General features: G+C 72.5%; 15 protein-coding genes. 3 read left to right on the top strand and 12 right to left on the bottom strand.

All coding sequences use genetic code 11. The features are described 5' to 3' along the window. Nucleotides 1–4: 4 nt before the first annotated feature. The 4 genes from ABD385_RS01390 to ABD385_RS01375 form a co-directional block, all read right to left on the bottom strand. On the bottom strand, nucleotides 5–3,904 hold the full coding sequence (locus tag ABD385_RS01390) for a caspase, EACC1-associated type (RefSeq protein ID WP_344572968.1): 3,900 nt from the start codon (nucleotides 3,902–3,904) through the stop codon (nucleotides 5–7). Between the two features lie 6 nt (nucleotides 3,905–3,910). Beyond that, a complete protein-coding gene (locus tag ABD385_RS01385) occupies nucleotides 3,911–4,294 on the bottom strand; it encodes an effector-associated constant component EACC1 (protein WP_344572967.1) in 384 nt (127 codons plus the stop codon). A gap of 312 nt (nucleotides 4,295–4,606) precedes the next feature. Further along, on the bottom strand, nucleotides 4,607–5,812 hold the full coding sequence (locus tag ABD385_RS01380; protein ID WP_425585326.1) for a cytochrome P450: 1,206 nt from the start codon (nucleotides 5,810–5,812) through the stop codon (nucleotides 4,607–4,609). A 324-nt stretch (nucleotides 5,813–6,136) separates the two neighbouring features. Next, nucleotides 6,137–7,039 carry a serine hydrolase gene (locus ABD385_RS01375; RefSeq protein WP_344572966.1) on the bottom strand — a complete coding sequence of 301 codons (903 nt, stop codon included), beginning with the start codon at nucleotides 7,037–7,039 and terminating at the stop codon, nucleotides 6,137–6,139. A gap of 549 nt (nucleotides 7,040–7,588) precedes the next feature. Here ABD385_RS01375 and ABD385_RS01370 point away from each other — a divergent pair. Next, nucleotides 7,589–8,479, top strand: a complete 891-nt coding sequence (locus ABD385_RS01370) for a DUF4190 domain-containing protein (RefSeq protein ID WP_344572965.1) — start codon at nucleotides 7,589–7,591, stop codon at nucleotides 8,477–8,479. A gap of 48 nt (nucleotides 8,480–8,527) precedes the next feature. Here the strand turns inward: ABD385_RS01370 and ABD385_RS01365 are convergent, their stop codons facing one another. Then, the gene (locus ABD385_RS01365) at nucleotides 8,528–9,562 is read right to left on the bottom strand and encodes an amidohydrolase family protein (RefSeq protein WP_344572964.1); all 1,035 of its coding nucleotides are present in this window, start codon (nucleotides 9,560–9,562) and stop codon (nucleotides 8,528–8,530) included. Nucleotides 9,563–9,633: 71 nt separating this feature from the next. Here ABD385_RS01365 and ABD385_RS01360 point away from each other — a divergent pair, with 71 nt between their 5' ends. Next, the gene (locus ABD385_RS01360; protein WP_344572963.1) at nucleotides 9,634–10,203 is read left to right on the top strand and encodes a TetR/AcrR family transcriptional regulator; all 570 of its coding nucleotides are present in this window, start codon (nucleotides 9,634–9,636) and stop codon (nucleotides 10,201–10,203) included. Here ABD385_RS01360 and ABD385_RS01355 read toward each other — a convergent pair. The 7 genes from ABD385_RS01355 to ABD385_RS01325 all read right to left on the bottom strand — a co-directional run bounded on the left by ABD385_RS01355 (nucleotide 10,200) and on the right by ABD385_RS01325 (nucleotide 15,396). Continuing rightward, nucleotides 10,200–10,919 (bottom strand): VWA domain-containing protein, encoded by a 720-nt coding sequence (locus ABD385_RS01355; RefSeq protein WP_344572962.1) that lies wholly within the window; start codon nucleotides 10,917–10,919, stop codon nucleotides 10,200–10,202. The two genes, ABD385_RS01360 and ABD385_RS01355, sit on opposite strands and share 4 nt — an antisense overlap. Before the next feature lie 90 nt (nucleotides 10,920–11,009). Then, nucleotides 11,010–11,558: a hypothetical protein gene (locus ABD385_RS01350; RefSeq protein WP_344572961.1), complete on the bottom strand. Its 549-nt coding sequence runs from the start codon at nucleotides 11,556–11,558 to the stop codon at nucleotides 11,010–11,012. A 125-nt stretch (nucleotides 11,559–11,683) separates the two neighbouring features. Then, nucleotides 11,684–12,409: a hypothetical protein gene (locus tag ABD385_RS01345; protein ID WP_344572960.1), complete on the bottom strand. Its 726-nt coding sequence runs from the start codon at nucleotides 12,407–12,409 to the stop codon at nucleotides 11,684–11,686. Nucleotides 12,410–12,522: 113 nt separating this feature from the next. After that, the gene (locus ABD385_RS01340) at nucleotides 12,523–13,707 is read right to left on the bottom strand and encodes a serine hydrolase domain-containing protein (protein ID WP_344572959.1); all 1,185 of its coding nucleotides are present in this window, start codon (nucleotides 13,705–13,707) and stop codon (nucleotides 12,523–12,525) included. Between the two features lie 285 nt (nucleotides 13,708–13,992). Then, nucleotides 13,993–14,424: a PPOX class F420-dependent oxidoreductase gene (locus ABD385_RS01335; RefSeq protein ID WP_344572958.1), complete on the bottom strand. Its 432-nt coding sequence runs from the start codon at nucleotides 14,422–14,424 to the stop codon at nucleotides 13,993–13,995. 72 nt (nucleotides 14,425–14,496) lie between these two features. Then, a complete protein-coding gene (locus ABD385_RS01330) occupies nucleotides 14,497–14,910 on the bottom strand; it encodes a thiol-disulfide oxidoreductase DCC family protein (protein ID WP_344572957.1) in 414 nt (137 codons plus the stop codon). Nucleotides 14,911–15,009: 99 nt separating this feature from the next. Beyond that, entirely contained in the window at nucleotides 15,010–15,396 is a 387-nt protein-coding gene (locus ABD385_RS01325; RefSeq protein WP_344572956.1) for a DUF5997 family protein, read from the bottom strand. Nucleotides 15,397–15,466: 70 nt separating this feature from the next. Between ABD385_RS01325 and ABD385_RS01320 the strand changes: the two genes are divergently transcribed. Next, nucleotides 15,467–16,267 (top strand): LysR family substrate-binding domain-containing protein, encoded by an 801-nt coding sequence (locus ABD385_RS01320; protein ID WP_344572955.1) that lies wholly within the window; start codon nucleotides 15,467–15,469, stop codon nucleotides 16,265–16,267. The last annotated feature ends 25 nt before the right edge of the window (nucleotides 16,268–16,292 follow it).

The raw sequence follows: 16,292 nt of genomic DNA, 5'->3' as shown, positions 1-16,292 counted from the left end.
GGGCTCAGTCGAACAGCGCTGCCAGCGCGGTCTCGCCCGCCACGATCCGCCAGGCGGGCACCCGCACCCACCGGCTCACAGGGCAGGGTTTGGCACCGTGACCTCCGGACGGCAGCCCTGTGAGCAGGTCGCCTCGCGCGTGGGCGAGCCGAAGGTGCCGTGCCTGGTCGGCGCCGGGCTCCGGGCCGGGGTCGATCAGCACTGCCGTGTTCTCGCCGGCGTCGGTGAAGAGCAGGTCCACCGGGTGCCCGCCCACCAGTACGGCTCGCTCCAGGTCGGTGATGCCTCGTTCGGCCAGGTACTGCTGGAGGCGGTCTGCGAGGTCTTCACGGGCCTCGGTCACCGGGCTGCGAGCCGCGTCGACCGTCATGCCGTCCTCGTCCGCTCCCAGTGGCGCCGAGCGCGCGGCGAGGAGGGCCGGCAAGCCGCTCTGCTCCTGCCAGAAGGGGTGGCTGCCCACCGTGATCAGCTGCGACTTGGCCCGGGTGACGGCGACGTTCCACAGGTTGACCTGGCTCGCGACCCAGTGCGTCGTACGGGGCGGTGTGTTGTGCGCCGCCACCGGGCTGAGCACCATCACGTCGCGTTGTCCGCCCTGGAAGGTGTGGACGGTGCCGACCCGGACCCGGTCGTCGTCCGGCCACATCCGGGCCAGCGTCTCTTTCTGCGCCCTGAACGGGGTGACCACTCCCAGCGTCGCGTCCGGCGGGAGCCCTGCCAGTAGTTCGTCGACCACGCGCCGCACGGCTTCCGCCTCCGCCGCGTTCCGCCAGGACCTCCCGTCGCCGCCGCGCGCCGATTCCCCGGACGGCACGTCGACCCAGCCGAGCACCGGTGCCGGGTCTGCCGCTCCCACCGGGTCGTGCGCCGGCACCTGCCGCCGCACGTCGGTCAGCACCCGCAAGCGACCGCCGTAGCAGTGCCCGTTGACGACGTCCGCGATCCGGGGGTGGCAGCGGTAGTGTTCGTCGAGGAGCAGCGCGCTGTCGCCGTGCTGTTCGGCGGCGTGGTACGAGGAGTGCACGTGGTAGGTGAGACGGTGGTGCTCCAGTTGCGCGGCGCTCAGCCCGGCCCGCGTCCGTGCCTGCCGCTCCTGCTGCGGTGACACGCCGGGGATGTGCCCGAGCTGCATGGGGTCACCGATGATCAGCGCCCGGCGGGCTCGGAACAGCAGCGGCAGCACGGACGGAATGGAACACTGGCTGGCCTCGTCGATGACCACGAGATCGAACAGCCCCGGGGCGAGTTCCAACTGCCGTACCGAGTGGGTGCTGACGGCCCATCCCTTGATGTGCGTCATCAGGTTCTTCTGGCTGCGCTGATAGCCGGATCGGCGTCGGAGCGCCTGCAGCCGCTGGTTCATGAGCCCGGTGGCACGGTCGAGGGTCTCCGCGGACAGCGCGCGGGACAGTTCCGCAGCCAGGCCGGACAGCGTCTCCGCCGCCGCCAGCCGAGACTCCTTGAGCCCTTCCTCGTCCCATTCTCCGTGCTTGTGGACGAGCTCCCGCACCTCCCGCTCCGCGGACACGGCGCCCGCAAGGGACTCCAACAGCTCGGGTGATACCGGTCGTTCCGTCGTCCACTGCGGCCAAGCCGGTCCGGCCCCCTCGGGGTCCGCCGTACTTGCCGAGACCACTGCGGACAGCGTGCGCCCACGCCGCCACGCCCCCAGCTGCAACCAGCGGGCCCCGGCAGTCCTTCGCGCCCTGTCCGCCCACCTCCTCAGGCATGCCACGCCGTCCTCGTGCGCCGCCCAGGCCCCTTCGAGGAGGGAGAGGGGCAACTCCAGCTCAGCAGCGCGTTCTTGCCGGTCGTGGAATAGTTCCAGCAGCTGCCCTTCCTCAGTAACCCGGTGTGCTGCCTCCGCCCGCAGTAGGTCGGCCCTCTGCCGGTGGTTGCGCAACGCGCCGCCCACGGTGGCCGATCCGCGGCGCGGTGCTTCGACGGGTTCGGCGAGCAGTCGTTCCAGCTTGGCAGCTTCCCGCTCCAGCGCCTCCTTGTTGCCCGTCCGCATCAGCAGACCGGGTGCGATGTCGTCGCAGCGCTGGGCGACGACGTTCACGGCCTCGTTGTTCGTGGAGGCGACCAGCACCGACTGTCCTGCGGCGACGCAGGTGGTGACGACCGCGGTGACGACCTCGCTCTTGCCCGTGCCGGGTGGCCCGGTCGCCACCGTCAGCGGTTGCGTCATCGCCGAGGAGATCACCTGCTCCTGGCTCTCGTTGCACGGCCCCGGGGCGACGGCTGGCACGGGGGTCGCCGCTGCGGCGGGCGTGGCCGGCGCCTGCCGGGCTCCGCCGTCCAGCAGCGCCTCCAGGGCGGTGCCCGCGATCTGCGCGGTCCGGGCTGAGATCTGCAGCAGGTTGTCCACCAATGCCTGGGTGGCCATGGCTTCCGCACCCGAAGGCACCAGCAGTACGGCTGCGTTGTGGGCGCCGGGCCGCAGCGCCTGCATGACCGTGCGGTCGCTGAGCGCGGACGGGTCCAATGGTTCGAGTTCCGGCAGCCCCAGCTCCTCCAGCAACTCCCTTATGGCGCGCAGCATCTGGGCGTCGTTGCCCTCCTGCCAGGCCGGCTGCCAGCGGGCGACCAGGTCGGCGGCGTCGCCCGCGTCGAGGAGTTCCGAGATGACGCCGCTGTGCAGGGACGGCACGCCGCTGGGCCGGAGCACGTCCCGGCCGTTCTCGTCCGGAGCCAGCTCCATCTGCTGGATGAGCAGCGGCGCCAGCTCCACCGTCGCACGCCGCCCTCGGCTCGCGTCCCGCACGGGCAGAGTGATCGCTGGATAGCCGTACCAGTACTCCTGCCGCTTCCCCGCCTCGGCGTCCGAGCCGGAGCGCCCGTCCTGCGGGCGGGGCAGCGATCCCGGCGCGACGATGTGTGGTCCGCGGCCCGACTGGATGGTTTCCTCGCCCTGCGCCAGCAGGAAGTACTTGTTGTCCCGGCCGCCGTCCCGGTCGGGCCGCATTCCGGCCGCCGCCTGCGCGGTCAGGCAGTCCGCGTAGTACCGCAGCAGCCGCTGCCGGTCGACGCCGTCCCGTTCGTCGGCTTCGGCCAGCCCCTGGGCCTTCAACAGGGCGGGGGAGTGCCGGGCTGCTTCGGCGGCGTCGTGGGGCGGAGCGGGAAGACGCACGGGCCGTGCCACCGACCGGGCGAAGGGGAGGGTCCGGGTGGCCCTGATCGTGGACTTGGTGGGCCGCTGCTCCTCCGGCACGCCGTCGCGCGTCATCTGGGCGGTCAGGTAGTCGAAGAGGTCGTCCGGAGTGATCCAGCCGCCGCCCTTGATCCGGCCGTTGCGCAGCCCCTCGACGATCTCGCCGGTGAATCGGGAGGTGCCGAGGCCGGTCCCGGGCGGCGCCATCGCGGAGGCCGCCTGAAGGGCGTCGGACGCGGTGATGAAGTACACGCCGGTTGGCCGCAGCAGGGTGCTCGGAGAGGGTTGGGACACTCCCCCCGCCGGGCCCTTGGCGGTCCACCCCTGGACGACGGAACCGCTGGAACAGCAGTCCAGCAGGACCAGCTTGGAGGCGGCCCGACAGGACTGGAGCATCCGCTCCAGGAACTCCGCCGGGACGGCCGTGCCTGGCAGGTCGGCAGGGTCGGTGTCCCGGGTCAGGAAGTACAACTGGCCGTCCTGCTCGCAGTACTCGCCGTGCCCGCTGAAGTAGAGCAGCGCGGTCTCACTGGGCTGCCGTGCCTCCAGGAACGTCTCGACGGCGTGCAACATCTCCGCGCGCGTCGGCTCGGCGGCCAGCGCGCACTCGTTGTACATGCCGATCTCGGTGTTCTCCAGGACCGCCCGCATGTAGTGCAGGTCGGCACGTACGGCCGGGAGGTCGGCGTACGTCCCGCTGGCGTACGTGGAGACGCCGACGAGGAGGGCGTACCGGTCGTTGTCGGCCATCGGCGCTCAGCCCGCCGTCGTGCTGTCGTCGCCGTCGTCCGCGAGGAACCGCTCGATCAGGGTGTCGTCCTCGCGGGCCTCCTTACCGGTGATGTGCAGGGTCGTCCCGTCGGGCCGCTTGACCACGATGGCGCGCTGAGGGACCCGCGCCAGCCACACCTGCACCAGCGCCGCGACGAACGAACCGGCGCTCAGCAGCAGCCCGACGGTTTCGGCGGACGGGCCGCCTTTGTCGCCAGCTCCCACCGGGCTGCCGGGTTCGGGCACGTCCAGCCGGGCTGTGGAGTCCACCTCGCCTAGCGTGGTGAGCAGTTCGCGCGTCTCCTTGCGGGCGCGCAGCGGGTCCTCATCGACGACGGTGATCCGGTATCCGGTGTGGTTCTCGGGCATGGCGATCTCGTGCTCCCCCTGGGCTCGTCGGCTCCTTGCCGGGTGAACGAGACTAGTGCCCAGCACTGACACCGGAGGCCCCGCAGAACTCCGCCCTCCCTGCCGATGGCGTGAAAACGGCTGGCGATGGCCGGGGCCCGTGGGTCTCACGGCAGGCGCTCTGCCCGGACCGTGCCCGGAGTGCCCGTGTGCGCGCCGACCTCCCAGTGGGTGGCCGGCGCCGCGACGATCAGCACTGCCCAGGCCGGAGACTCCGCATTGCTAGGCGGGGCAGGCCGGGGGGCTGGCCCGGGGTGAGGATGTGGAGACAGGTCAAGGGGCCGTGTCGACCTCCACGAGGCAGTGGCGTAGTTCGTAGCTTCCGATGCCGTCGATGAAGCTGATGGTGGGTGGTGTTGCCATCCGCAATCCCGGCAGGGCGAACAGGCCGCTGAGAAAGATGTCCGTCTCCAGGAGCGCGATGTGCATCCCGGGGCACTTGTGCGGGCCGTCGCCGAAGGACAGGCCGGGGGGACCGACACCCTCGCCCATGGCGCGTCCGGGGCGGATGCGTTGGGGGCGTGCTCCCACGGTCCGTTCGTCGAGGTTGGTGTGGTCGAGGAGGATGTCGATGCGTTCTCCGGTCGGCACCGTCAGGGTCTCGTCGCCGTTGCCGGGCAGGTCGAGCGGTCCGGTGGTGCGGCGGCTGAGGCGGCCGATGACCGGGTCGAGACGAAGGATCTCGTGGAGGACCGCGATCCTGCCTGGTTCGTCCGCCGCCTGATAGTGCGTCAACAGTTCGGCGTCGGAGAACAGGTGCCAGGCGGCCGCGCTGATGAATTCGCGGGTGGTCACCATGCCCGCCGCGGCGAAGGTGAGGCATTCACCGAGGATCTCGGTGGTCGAGCAGCCCTCGTCGAGCAGGTGGGAGATGAGGTCGTCGCGGCGACTGTGGCGGCGGGCTCGCACTGCGGGTCGTACGTCGCCCAGGTGGACGCGCAGCCAGTTGGTGTTCTGCCGCACCATCCAGTAGATGCCGTGCAGGCTCCGCAGCCCAGGCGTCCCGAACTCCTCGGGGAAGAAGCGTTCCAGCCGTTGCTTGATGCCGGGCCGGCTCTCGGTCAGGCCGATGACGGCACAGGCCACGTCGATCGCCACGTTGAAGGCCAGGTCGGACAGTGCGGCCCGGCCCGTGGCCGCGAGCTGGTCCAGCTGGGTCCGCGTGGCGCGGCCCATGACGTCGCGGTAGTGCTGGTCGACGCGGCGCGGTGTGAAGAAGCGGGCGGTCTGTCGACGGTGCTCACGGTGTTCCGGACCGTCCCGGTAGAGCACCGGACGCCGAATGCGCGAGGGGAGATTCTCGACGGTCTCGACACCGAGGCCGGCCTGCACGGTGGTGGTGCTGCGCAGTACGGTGCGGGCCGCGTCGTACCCCCGCACCTGCCAACTGCCGTCCGCCGCACGCGAAACGGGGCAGCCCGCCGCCGGCGTCTCCCGCTCGATCCTGCGGCGACCGTAGTCCCTGTCCTCGCCGTCCACGAGCGGCCCCCCGTATCCCGATGACGATGCCGAGCGCGCCGCCACCCCTACGCGGCTCCACCCGTCCCTGCCGACTGCGCGTCCGTCCCGCACCTCGGCACCACCCCGATGCGCTGGAGGCCGGGGCCGTTCGGGCGGCTCGGAGAAGCCTTCCCACCGAGGGCCCCCGTACCCTCTCCCGTCCGGTGAATGCCCCCGCTCCTGGTTGGCGCCGGTGTCGACGCCAACCAGGAGGTGGGGGACCGGGGCGTACGGATTCGCTGCCTGTTGGGGGCTGGCGGGGCCGTCGCGCCACGCGGTCTCACGGGAGGCGTGGCAGGTGGACTACCGGTCGTTCTCCGGGACGAGCGAGCCGTCGGAGGCGGCGGGCAGGGTCCGGCTGCGCAGCTTCTGGCTGGTGATCGCCTGGGTTCCGTTGAGGTCCGCGTGGACCTTGCGGGCGACGTTCTCGATCACGTCCACGCCGGCCTGCATGCTCGCGTGGTCCGACGTCAGGACCGCGATCCCGTAGTCGTGGCCCTGACCTGTGAAGGCGCCCACGCTGTGCACCCGCCAGCCACCACCGGTGCGCTGTAGCCAGCCGTTCTTCACGTGGACCGTGGCCCCGCTCGGTGCGCCGGCCGGTACCCCCCAGCGCTGACTGGGGATGACCTGGTTCATCAGGTCCAGCGCGTAGTCCCGGGAGGCGTCGACGAGGACGGCGTTCGAGGCCGTGAAGAGCTTCATCAGGGTGAGCTGATCGGTGGCGTTGATCTGGGTCAGACCCCAGTAGCCGTCCGGATCGGGGACGGTGCGCTGCATGTCTGCCAGGCGCAGGAACTCCCTGATGCGGTCGAGACCGAGCTGCTTCCACAACGTGGTGGTGGCGTCGTTGTCGGACTCGGTGATCATCTTTGTCGCGAGGGTGCGCTCGGCATCCGTCAGCGCACGGTGCTCGTCCTGGGTCTGGCGCAGCAGTGCGCCCAGCACGATGACTTTGACGGCGCTGGCCGAGTCGTGCTGTCGGTCGGCGTCGTAGGTGCAACTGGTCTTGGTGACCCGGTCGTACAGGGCGATCGAGGTGCTTCCCGTCACCTCTGGCGCAGTCACCACCGTCCTTATGTCATGGGTGAGTTGGTCGGCGAGGCCGGGCTTGGCGGAGGTGCAGACGACCTGCGGGCCTGCCTGGCCGTTCGTCGCGACCGGTGCTGCGCTCGCCGGGGTGGCGGCCACGAGGGCCGACGTCATGGCCGCGGCGAGGGCTGTGACTGCCGATGCGCGCTGTAATCCGCCGGCACGGTTCCGTATTCGGTTGAGCAAGAGTGTGGTTCCTTGTCGCTTCATGCGTGCGGGGTCCTGCCGATCATGGGTCAGGACCCCGCGCAGTACGGTAGTTCATGTGTTCACACGCCTGGCGGTGGGAAGTGGTTCCGCTGCTCGGAGGGGCGTCCGCGCTGCCACCCCTGGTTCTGTCGTCGCCTGGGGCGTGGTTGGCTCCGGAACGGGGCGGCCGGTTGAGGGTGTCTGGCGGGAACTCGCGGGGACGACGTTGAGCTGTGTCGCGTCGGGTCGGGTCGCGCCGGTTCGGTGGTGCGGACGAGGAGTCAACTGGCGCCGGGAGTCGTGTAGTTGACGTTCCGGATCTCGACTGGCGGCACGGGGTTGGGTGGGGCTGCGCTGGTGCGGGTGCGGGGGCCGCGCCGCAGTCCCGTGCCCCTGCCTACGTGAAGTAATGAGAAAGTAAAAACCCTGGTATGGTCTGACAATTCACCCAGGCATACGGCTGAAGGACTCTGCATGACCACGCCCGTCTCCCCGGACGGTTCGCCGTCCGCGGGCCCGCAGGTGCCGGAGCGCGACCCGTGGGCGCCGCCGGTCACCGAGGACGCCGCCACACCGGCGCCGACGCACCCGGCGCCGACGTGGGGTCGGCAGCCCACCAACGCCATGCCCGTCGCCGGCTTGGTGCTCGGCCTGGTGGGTGTGGTGCTCGGGCTGTTCGTCTTCCTGTTCTGGCTGGCGTGGTTGCCGGCCCTGTTGGCCGTGATCTTCGGTGGCGTCGGGCTCAGTCAGGTGCGGGCCGGTCGGGCCACCAAGAGGGGCATGGCGCTCGCCGGCGTGCTCACGGGCGTCCTCGGGTTGGTGATGGCGGCGGCCGCCGCGGTGTTCACCGTGGTGATCGTCAAGGATGCCGTCGATGACGCCCGTCGGGAGGTCAGGGAGGTCAGCGACGAGGCGAGCAAGAAGGCCGCGGCGGCCGAGAAGGAGGCTGCCGCTGCCGAGAAGGCACGCCATCTGTCCTTCGGCCAGTCGTACGCCTTCGGGGACGGCCTGAAGGTCACGGTCGCCAAGCCGGAGCCGTTCACTCCGGACGCCTTCGCCAACGGCCACGCCAAGGGCAACAAGGCGGTCCAGGTCACCATCACCGTGGAGAACACCGGCAGCAAGCGGGCGTCCATCAACACCGGACTGCCCGACGTCAACGACGCGGACGGCGCGTCGACGCAGCTGGTGATCGACGGGAGCGGGCGGCAGAAGGTCCTCGACGGCTACCTGCTGCCCGGTCGGAAGGCCGTGGGCGTCTACGCCTTCTCCCTGCCGCCCGACGCCGCCGACCAGATGGAGGTCGAGTTCAGTCCCGACGCCGGGCAGTGGGACGACGCGTACTGGAGCGGGCCCACCCCCTGATCGGGAGGTCGGGGTGCCGGCCGGCGGGCGCCTGCCGCGATGCGGCGTTCACGGCCGCTCAAAGAGGTGCGCCGGCCCGTCGTGCGCACCGGGCGAAGGCGACTCCAGGCGGTAGAGCGCCTCGGCGTTGGCGTGCGCGATCTTGTGCCGGTCCTCGGGGTCGGCGAGCGTGCCGAGGAACGCGGTGAGCGTCGCGGCATCGAAGCGGTGGAAGGGGTAGTCGCCGGAGAGCAGGATCCGGTCGACGCTCGTGAAGTCCAACGCGTGACGGAGCAGCCGGGGCGTCAGCATGCCGCTGGTCGCGAGGTGGACGTTGGTCCGGAAGTAGTCGGCGACGCGGCGGTCGAGGTGGGTCGCGACGTGCGAGAGGCTGTCGACGCGATCGAGCGCGAACAGCAGCATCTCGCCCCAGTGCCCCAGGACGATCTGGAGGTCCGGGTGTCGGTCGAAGGTGCCGCGCAGGATCAGCCGGAGGGCCGCGAGTCCCGCCTCCAGGTGCCAACCCCAGCCGAAGGTGGCAAGCGCCAGCTCGACGGTCGGATCGAAGCCGCGGTAGGAGGCGTCCCGGACCGCGTTCGGCGGGATCTGCGGGTGGAGGAACACCGGCCGGCCCAACGCCGCGGCGGTGCCCAGGAGTGCGTCGTAGGCGGGGTCGTCCAGCGGACGGTCGCCGCTGCGACCGTAGGACATGATCCCGACGTGCGCGGCGCTGCCCGCGGTCCGCTCCAGCTCCGTCACGGCGGCGTCCGGATCCGACATCGGTAACGTCGTCATCGCCCGCAGCCGGGCCGGATGGCGCCCGACCGCCTCGCTGGCCAGGTCGTTGGCCTCGCGGCTCAACGCGACGGCTTCGCGGGGCGGGAGTCCGTGCGTGCCCGGCGGGGCGAGCGAGAGGACCTGCACGTCGACGCCTGCGGCGTCCATCGCGGCGATCCGCTGCTCGCCGACGTCGAGCAGCCGGGCGGGGAGGTCACCGCGGTCGTTCAACGCCACGCTCTCGTCGCGGAACGGCAACGGCTGGGCGCGCAGGGCCCGGTCGAGCCCGGGGGTGGTCCAGTGCTCCTCGATGGTGATGACGCGCATCGATGCTCCTTTGGCTCATGTTCTGTTGAGCGAACATAACAGGATCGCTCAACACTTGTAGAGTGAATTGTGTGGACGAACCGATGACACGCGCCGCCAAACGCGCCGCCACCGCCCGACGGATCCTCGAAGCAGCTCGGGTCGAGTTCGGCGAGCACGGACTCGAAGGGACGACCGTGCGCGCCGTCGCGCAACGGGCCGGGGTCGACCCCTCCCTGGTCATGCAGCACTACGGCTCGAAGGACGACCTCTTCGCCCTCGCCATCCGACTGGATCGCGACAGCACCGACGACGACGTCGCGGAGCACCTCGCCGATGTCCTCGACGTCCGCCTCGGCGCGCTCCCGCCGGAAACCCGCGCCCTGGTCCGGTCGATGCTGACCGCGCCGGAGGCGACGCGCACGATGCAGCAGTTCCTCGACGAGCGGGTCCGCAACCTCGCGCGCACCAGTGACGACGGCGACGCCGAACTCCGCGCGGCACTGACCGTCAGCAGCATCCTGGGCCTCACGATCGCGCGGCACTTCCTCAACCTGGAGGCGCTCGCCGACATTTCCCCGCGGCAACGGGAAGAGGTCCTGCGCCCGTGGCTCACCACGGTCCTCGGCGCGGAAGCGGAACGGCCGCCGGGTGCCAGCTAGTCGAGGATGCCGCGGTCCCGGGCGGCGGCGAGCCAGCTGGGGAACTCGCCCAGCAGCCGGTCGTAGAGTGCGGCGTCCGGCAGCTCGCGGGGGGCGGTGCCGGCGGGGAAGAAGCCGGCGTTGTCGACGACCCGCCGGCCGGGGACCGGGAGTTCGTCGAGCCGACGCAGGAAGTCGAACTCCCGGTGGTCGGGGTCGCCGAAGCCGATGAACTGCCAGAACAGCGGCAGTGCGGCCGCCTTGCACAGCCACTTCTCGGCGGCGGTCCGGCTGGTGGGGCCGCCGTCCGTCTGGAACACCACCAGCGCCGGGGCGCTCGCCCCGGAGGCCAGGTAGTGGTCCAGTACGGCGTCCATCCCGGCCTCGTAGTGGGTGCGCCCCATGTGCCCCAACTGCTCGTGGTGGGCGGCCACCCGGCCCTGGTAGGCGTCCAGGCTGATCTCGTGCACCCCGTCGACGTCGGTGGAGAAGAAGACCAGTGGGACGACCGCGTCGTCGTCGAGGTGCGCGGAGACGGCCAGGACCTGCTCGGCGAGGTGCTGCATCGTGCCGTCCTTGTAGTACGGCCGCATCGAACCCGAGCGGTCCAGCACCAGGTACACCGCGGCCCGCTGCCCCTGCAGCCCGTGCTTGCGCAGGCTGACCCCGGCCTGCCGGTAGTGGTCCACCAGCGGCGGTGCCGTCTGCTGCACCTTCTCCAGACTCCACGGACTCATCGATCGTGCTCCTTTCCCTCCGGGGAGCCTACGCACCCCGCCCGGCGCAGCGACGCGGGGACGTCGGGTGGCGCCCCGTCCCGGCGCGGCTCACGGGGCGGCGCGCCCGCCGTCGGTGCGTCGGCGCGCGAGCAGCTCCTCGACGGCCCGTTCCAGGACGGCGGCCCGGTGCTCCGGGGGGTTCCGCTTGACGAGGGCGTTCACGCGCTGGGCCGCCGCGGTCGTGGGCAACAGGCCCACCAGGAGGACCGGCAACAGCAGGCGTCTGGCGAGGACTTCGTCGGCGGAGCTGAACTGCGGGCGCCGCACCACCGAGACGTTGACCCGGACGGCGTGTTCGTTGCCCGGGACGACGCCGGGCCGGTCCGTCTCGATCGCGGCGTAGCGGAATCCGTGCGCCAGGTCGCAGGCGGGGCAGCCGACCGGCCCGCGGCTCAGGCGGCCACCGCACGTCGAGCAGCCCAGCCGGTCGAACGCGGCGTCCACCACCCGCCAGTCATGCCGGTCGGGCTCCGACACCACCAGCTCCGCCAGCGCCACCTCCTCGTCGTGCGGGGCGCTCGCCCCTCCCGGGTGGTCAGCGCCGAGGTCCCACTGGCACAGGAACGCGGCCCACGCACCTTCCAGGATGCCGTCCACCAGGTCGCGACAGGCACCACAGGCCGGTGCACCGCCGTACTCGTATCCGCCGCACTCCGCGCAGCGCCGCAGGGCGGCCCCGACCGCCGGTCTGCCCGCCCCCGACGGTCGCCCAGGTGTGGCCACTACCGTGCCGGGGTGCCGCCGGGGCCGTCCGCCGGCGCGGGCGTACCGGGAACGCCTGCGGCCGGCACGGGCGGGTGCGGCAGCCGGCGGGCGAGCGGGAGGAGGACGGCGCCGAGGGCGAAGCCGTAGCAGGCCACGAGGCCGTGGCCGTTCTCCTGGGCGAGCCACATCGCGAGTCCGCCCGCGGGTACGGCCAGTGCCAGCAGCCGTTCCTTGGCCCGGGGGGCGGTCAGCAACAGGCCCGCCGCGAGGGTGGCGGCCAGGAAGTACGTCGCGCCGGAGCTGCCCGCGAAGTTGCGCGGGTCGGTGCTGCGCGCGGTCTCGCCGAAGAGCGCGTCGATCTGTTGGGGCAGCAGCACGCCCGCGGCGAACAGCACCAGCATCAGCGGGCCGCGCCAGAACCACTGCGCCAGCGCCGCGATCACCGCCAGGGTGACGAGGTTCCAGGCGCCGCCGAAGACCCCGCCGTTCTGCAGGAACACCGAGGTCACCACCCGCCACCAGCCGGACTTGCGCGGATCGGCGTCCAGGGCGTCCATCGCGCCGGGCCACGCCAGTTGGAGCACCACGGCGCCGACGGCCACGGCGGTCAGCGCGATCGCCGCCCACGGAACCGGCCGGCGGCGCACCGTTTCCTCGCCCACCAGGAGCAGGCCGCACTTGAACGTCAGCACCATCAGTGCCGCCGTCGTGAGATTGAAGACTATGGCGTCCACGTCACGCATCCCCCGTTGAAGAAACCCTGGTCACAGGCTGGCGATCACATTAGTCCACCGCGTGTGCACCCGGTCCGGGGATGCGCGGCGCCGGCCGCGACCGCCGGGGTGCGGAGGGCCGCCTACCGCTTCGTGCACAAGGTGGCGTCCAGGAGGGACAGTGCGTGGTCGGGCGTTACGGGGGCGGGCGCGGGGTCGGCGGTGACCGCGACCGTGACGGCCCGGCCGTCGACGGTGACGCCGGTCCGCGTGCGGTACCCGGGGATGTCACCGCCGTGGCCCCACATCACGCCGCCGCACCGCAGCGGCGTGCTGATCAGCCCGAGCCCGTACCTGGCGCCGGGCCACAGACCGGCGTCGGCGGGGACCGTGCGGCGCATCTCGGCCAGCTCGGCGGGGCGCAGCAGCGCGCCGCCGAGCAGCGCGCGGAAGAAGCGGTTGAGGTCGCCCGGGGTGGAGACGAGCGCTCCGGCGGCTCCGGCCCAGGCGGGGTCCAGCTCCGTGACGTCCGCCAGCGCTCCCGTGGGCCCGGACGGCACGTAGCCCTCGGGGTGGGCCTCCCGGAGGCGTTCGTCGCCGGCGCCGGGGACGTAGGTGTGGCGCAGTCCGATGCGGTCGATGACCCGTTGGGTGAGCTGTTCGGCCAGCGGCCGGCCGGTGACCTTCTCGACCAGCAGGCCGGCCAGGAGGTAGTTGGTGTTGCTGTACGACCAGCCCGTCCCGGGGGCGAACGGCGCCCGGTGCGCCAGCGCCAGGTCGAGCAGGGCGCGCGGTGTGAGGTGGGTGTGGCGGTACGCGGCGAAGTCGCCCAGGAAGTCCGTGTAGTTGGGCAGTCCGCTGGTGTGTTGCAGGAGCTGACGGACCGTGATGCGACGGCCGTCGGCGGCGCCGCGCACCAGCTTCGGCAGGTAGCGTTCGAGGGGTGCGTCGAGCGCGATCCTGCCCTCGCCGACCAGTTGCAGGACGACCGTGGCGGTGAACGCCTTGGTGTTGCTTCCCGCCCGCACCTGGCCGTCCGCCGGCACTTGAGCCCCGGTCGTCACGTCCGCCACTCCCGCCGCGTAGGTGTCGGTGCGGCCGTCATGGCCGGTGGTGGTGGCCAGCGCGGCGGGGAAACGGTCGTCCCGCACCAGGCGGCGCAGCCCCTCGCGCACGACGTCGCCGGAGCCCCGGGCCGGCCCGGGAGGGGTGGGCAGCGCCCCGCTCACCGTCAATGCGAAGGCTGCCGCCGCGACCGTCGCGATGCCCCGGCGCCCGGTCCCGGACGGCACGCGGACCCGCGGGGACCGCCGAAGACGCTCGGGCATCGTCACCCCTCCCGCGGCGGCCCGCCGGCCGCGCCTCGGAAACCCGGACCCGCTCAGCCTGCGCCGCCACGGTCCGCCGCGCCATCCGGGCAGCCGGCCCGTGCCCGGTGGGGACAGCCCCCGGTGGTCAGCCGGCGGCCCGTCCGCGGCGCGCGGACCAGCGGGGCCGCCGCACGGGTGAGGGGATCGAGCGCGTGATGGCGACGCCCCCGCGGCGGCAGCACCCTGGCGAAGCGAGGACGGCCCGGGCGGGCGCGGCGGCGGTCGCCGGGCGCGGCGTCCCGATCAGCGCAGCTTGGCGCCGTATATGTGCGCCACCGGCATCGTCATCAGCACCCGGCGCTCGGACACCATGGCGGCGCGGTACTCGTCCCAGTCGGGGTGCTCGCCGGCGGCGCGGCGGTAGTAGCGCACCAGCGCCTCCACCTCGGGGCCGTACGGGTCCGTGCCGGGCCCGATGAGCGTGGCCGTGCCCTCGGCCGTGGCCCAGGAGGCGCCGTCGGCGCCGGTGACCTCCAGGGTGGCCCGCGGGTCCCGCCGCAGGTTCGCCGTCTTGGCGCGTCCCTCGCTCATCGAGACGTGCAGGACGTCGGTCGCCGGGTCGTAGAAGGGCATGACGGGGGAGAGCTGCGGCCGGCCGTCCGCCTTGATCGTGGCGAGCACGCCGAGCCGGCTCTCGGCGAGGAGGGCGCGCGGGTCGAACGGGGTAGCGGTCATGTCTGGGCAAGGCCCGGCCGCCGCCGTCTATTCCCGACGGCCCGGCCCGCCGTCAGTGGCCGCCGCTGGCCGTCAAGCGCCCGGCGCCGGACGGTCGTTGGCCGGCAGGGCGCAGGCCGGCGTGCCGCCGGGCATCCGGTGCCGGTTGTCGGCGATCACGCGGTAGACCGCGTGGGCGACCCAGCGCACCGGGGGGAGGGTGAGGACCGCGCCGGCGACGGCCCAGGGGCCGCCCGCGCTCAGCAGGAGCTTGGCGACGGCCTGGGCGCCGCCGTGGACCGACCCCGCCGGAGTGATCCACAACACTTCGTGTTCGGCGCGCTGCTGCGTGACCCCGAGTTCCGCCAGGTCCGTGAACTGCCAGGCGGTGATCCGGCAGCCGGGCCGGAGGTGCCGTTCGGCGAAGTTCACGGAGGTGGTGCAGAAGCCGCAGTCGCCGTCGTAGACGAGTACGGGTCGGGTCCTCGGGGTCTTCGGAGTCGGCATGTGCTCATCGTGGCGGAGGGTGCCGTCGCCGGGCGCGACGGGGGCGGTCGGTGGTGCTGGGGCAGCGGGGAGGCGGGGTCGCCGGCTGTCGCGGAGTGGTTACGCCTCGTCCTCGGTGCGCTTCTTCTCCTTGATGCGGACCGTCTCCTTGCGGACCTCCGCCTGGGTGGCGCGCTCCTTCTGGAGCCACTCGGGGTTCGCCGTCTTGAGCGCGTCGATCTGCTCGGTGGTGAGGGCCTCGGTGATCCCGCCGCGGGCGAGACCGGAGATGGAGACGCCCAGCTTCGCCGCGACCACCGGGCGCGGGTGGGGGCCGTTGTCCCGCAGCTCGCGCAGCCACGCGGGCGGGTCCGCCTGGAGGGCGTTGAGCTCGGTGCGGGAGACGACGCCCTCCTGGAACTCTGCGGGCGTGGCCGGGAGGTACACGCCCAGCTTCTTCGCCGCGGTGGCGGGCTTCATCGTCTGGGCGGTCTGGTGCGACTTCATGGCTCCAGGGTATCTAGCGTGCGCACCGCCGCTGACCACGGCCTCCGGCCACGGCGGGTAACCTGGCGGGGTGACAGGCTCGGACGCATCCCCTTCGTTCCGGCTCGCGTACGTACCCGGAGTGACACCCGCCAAGTGGGTGCGGATCTGGCACGAGCGCCTGCCGGAGGTCCCGCTCACCCTGGTCCAGGTGTCGGCCGGCGAGGCCGCCGACGCGCTGCGGGACGGCGGTGCCGACGCGGGTTTCCTGCGCCTGCCGGTCGACCGCACGGACCTCAGCGCGATCCCGATGTACACCGAGACGTCGGTGGTCGTGGTGCCGAAGGACCACCTCGTGGCCGCCTTCGACGAGGTGTCCGTGGCGGACCTCGCCGACGAGATCGTGCTGCACCCGCTCGACGACACCCTGGACTGGGCGCAACCGCCGGGCCGGCCCGCGTTCGAGCGTCCGGCCACGACGCCGGACGCCCTTGAGCTGGTGGCGGCGGGCATCGGGCTGCTCGTCGTCCCGCAGTCCCTCGCGCGCCTCTACCACCGGCGGGACCTCACCTACCGGACGATCACCGGCACCCCGCAGTCGCAGGTCGCGCTGTCGTGGCGCGAGGACCGGACCACCGACCAGGTGGAGGACTTCATCGGGATCGTCCGCGGGCGGACCGTGAACAGCACCCGGGGCCGGCGCCCGGCCGAGCCGACCACGCAGCGGCCGGCCGGCAAGAAGGACCAGCCGTCGGGGAAGAAGGACCAGCCGGCCGGCAAGGGCGGCGGGGCGGCGCGGGGCAAGGCGCCGGCCGGGCGGGGCGGCCCGCGGCGCGGGGCCGGTGCGTCCAAGGACGGGGGCCGGCGCGGTCGCCCGCGCCGGCGGTCGTAGCGCCCCGCGGGACCGTCCGCGGCCC

It is taken from the genome of Streptomyces lunalinharesii, assembly GCF_039532155.1.
Taxonomy (GTDB): Bacteria; Actinomycetota; Actinomycetes; order Streptomycetales; family Streptomycetaceae; genus Streptomyces; species Streptomyces lunalinharesii.
This window is presented reverse-complemented; position numbering and strand designations above follow the sequence as displayed.

What these genes read in the sequence shown, in the direction of transcription:
- ABD385_RS01355 (WP_344572962.1), bottom strand. Translation starts at nt 10,919, where the DNA reads ATGAGTCCGTGGAGTCTGGAGAAGGTGCAGCAGACGGCACCGCCGCTG.
- ABD385_RS01370 (WP_344572965.1), top strand. Translation starts at nt 7,589, where the DNA reads ATGACCACGCCCGTCTCCCCGGACGGTTCGCCGTCCGCGGGCCCGCAG.
- ABD385_RS01325 (WP_344572956.1), bottom strand. Translation starts at nt 15,396, where the DNA reads ATGAAGTCGCACCAGACCGCCCAGACGATGAAGCCCGCCACCGCGGCG.
- ABD385_RS01330 (WP_344572957.1), bottom strand. Translation starts at nt 14,910, where the DNA reads ATGCCGACTCCGAAGACCCCGAGGACCCGACCCGTACTCGTCTACGAC.
- ABD385_RS01385 (WP_344572967.1), bottom strand. Translation starts at nt 4,294, where the DNA reads ATGCCCGAGAACCACACCGGATACCGGATCACCGTCGTCGATGAGGAC.
- ABD385_RS01390 (WP_344572968.1), bottom strand. Translation starts at nt 3,904, where the DNA reads ATGGCCGACAACGACCGGTACGCCCTCCTCGTCGGCGTCTCCACGTAC.
- ABD385_RS01375 (WP_344572966.1), bottom strand. Translation starts at nt 7,039, where the DNA reads ATGACGTCGGCCCTCGTGGCCGCCACCCCGGCGAGCGCAGCACCGGTC.
- ABD385_RS01345 (WP_344572960.1), bottom strand. Translation starts at nt 12,409, where the DNA reads ATGCGTGACGTGGACGCCATAGTCTTCAATCTCACGACGGCGGCACTG.
- ABD385_RS01365 (WP_344572964.1), bottom strand. Translation starts at nt 9,562, where the DNA reads ATGCGCGTCATCACCATCGAGGAGCACTGGACCACCCCCGGGCTCGAC.
- ABD385_RS01340 (WP_344572959.1), bottom strand. Translation starts at nt 13,707, where the DNA reads ATGCCCGAGCGTCTTCGGCGGTCCCCGCGGGTCCGCGTGCCGTCCGGG.
- ABD385_RS01335 (WP_344572958.1), bottom strand. Translation starts at nt 14,424, where the DNA reads ATGACCGCTACCCCGTTCGACCCGCGCGCCCTCCTCGCCGAGAGCCGG.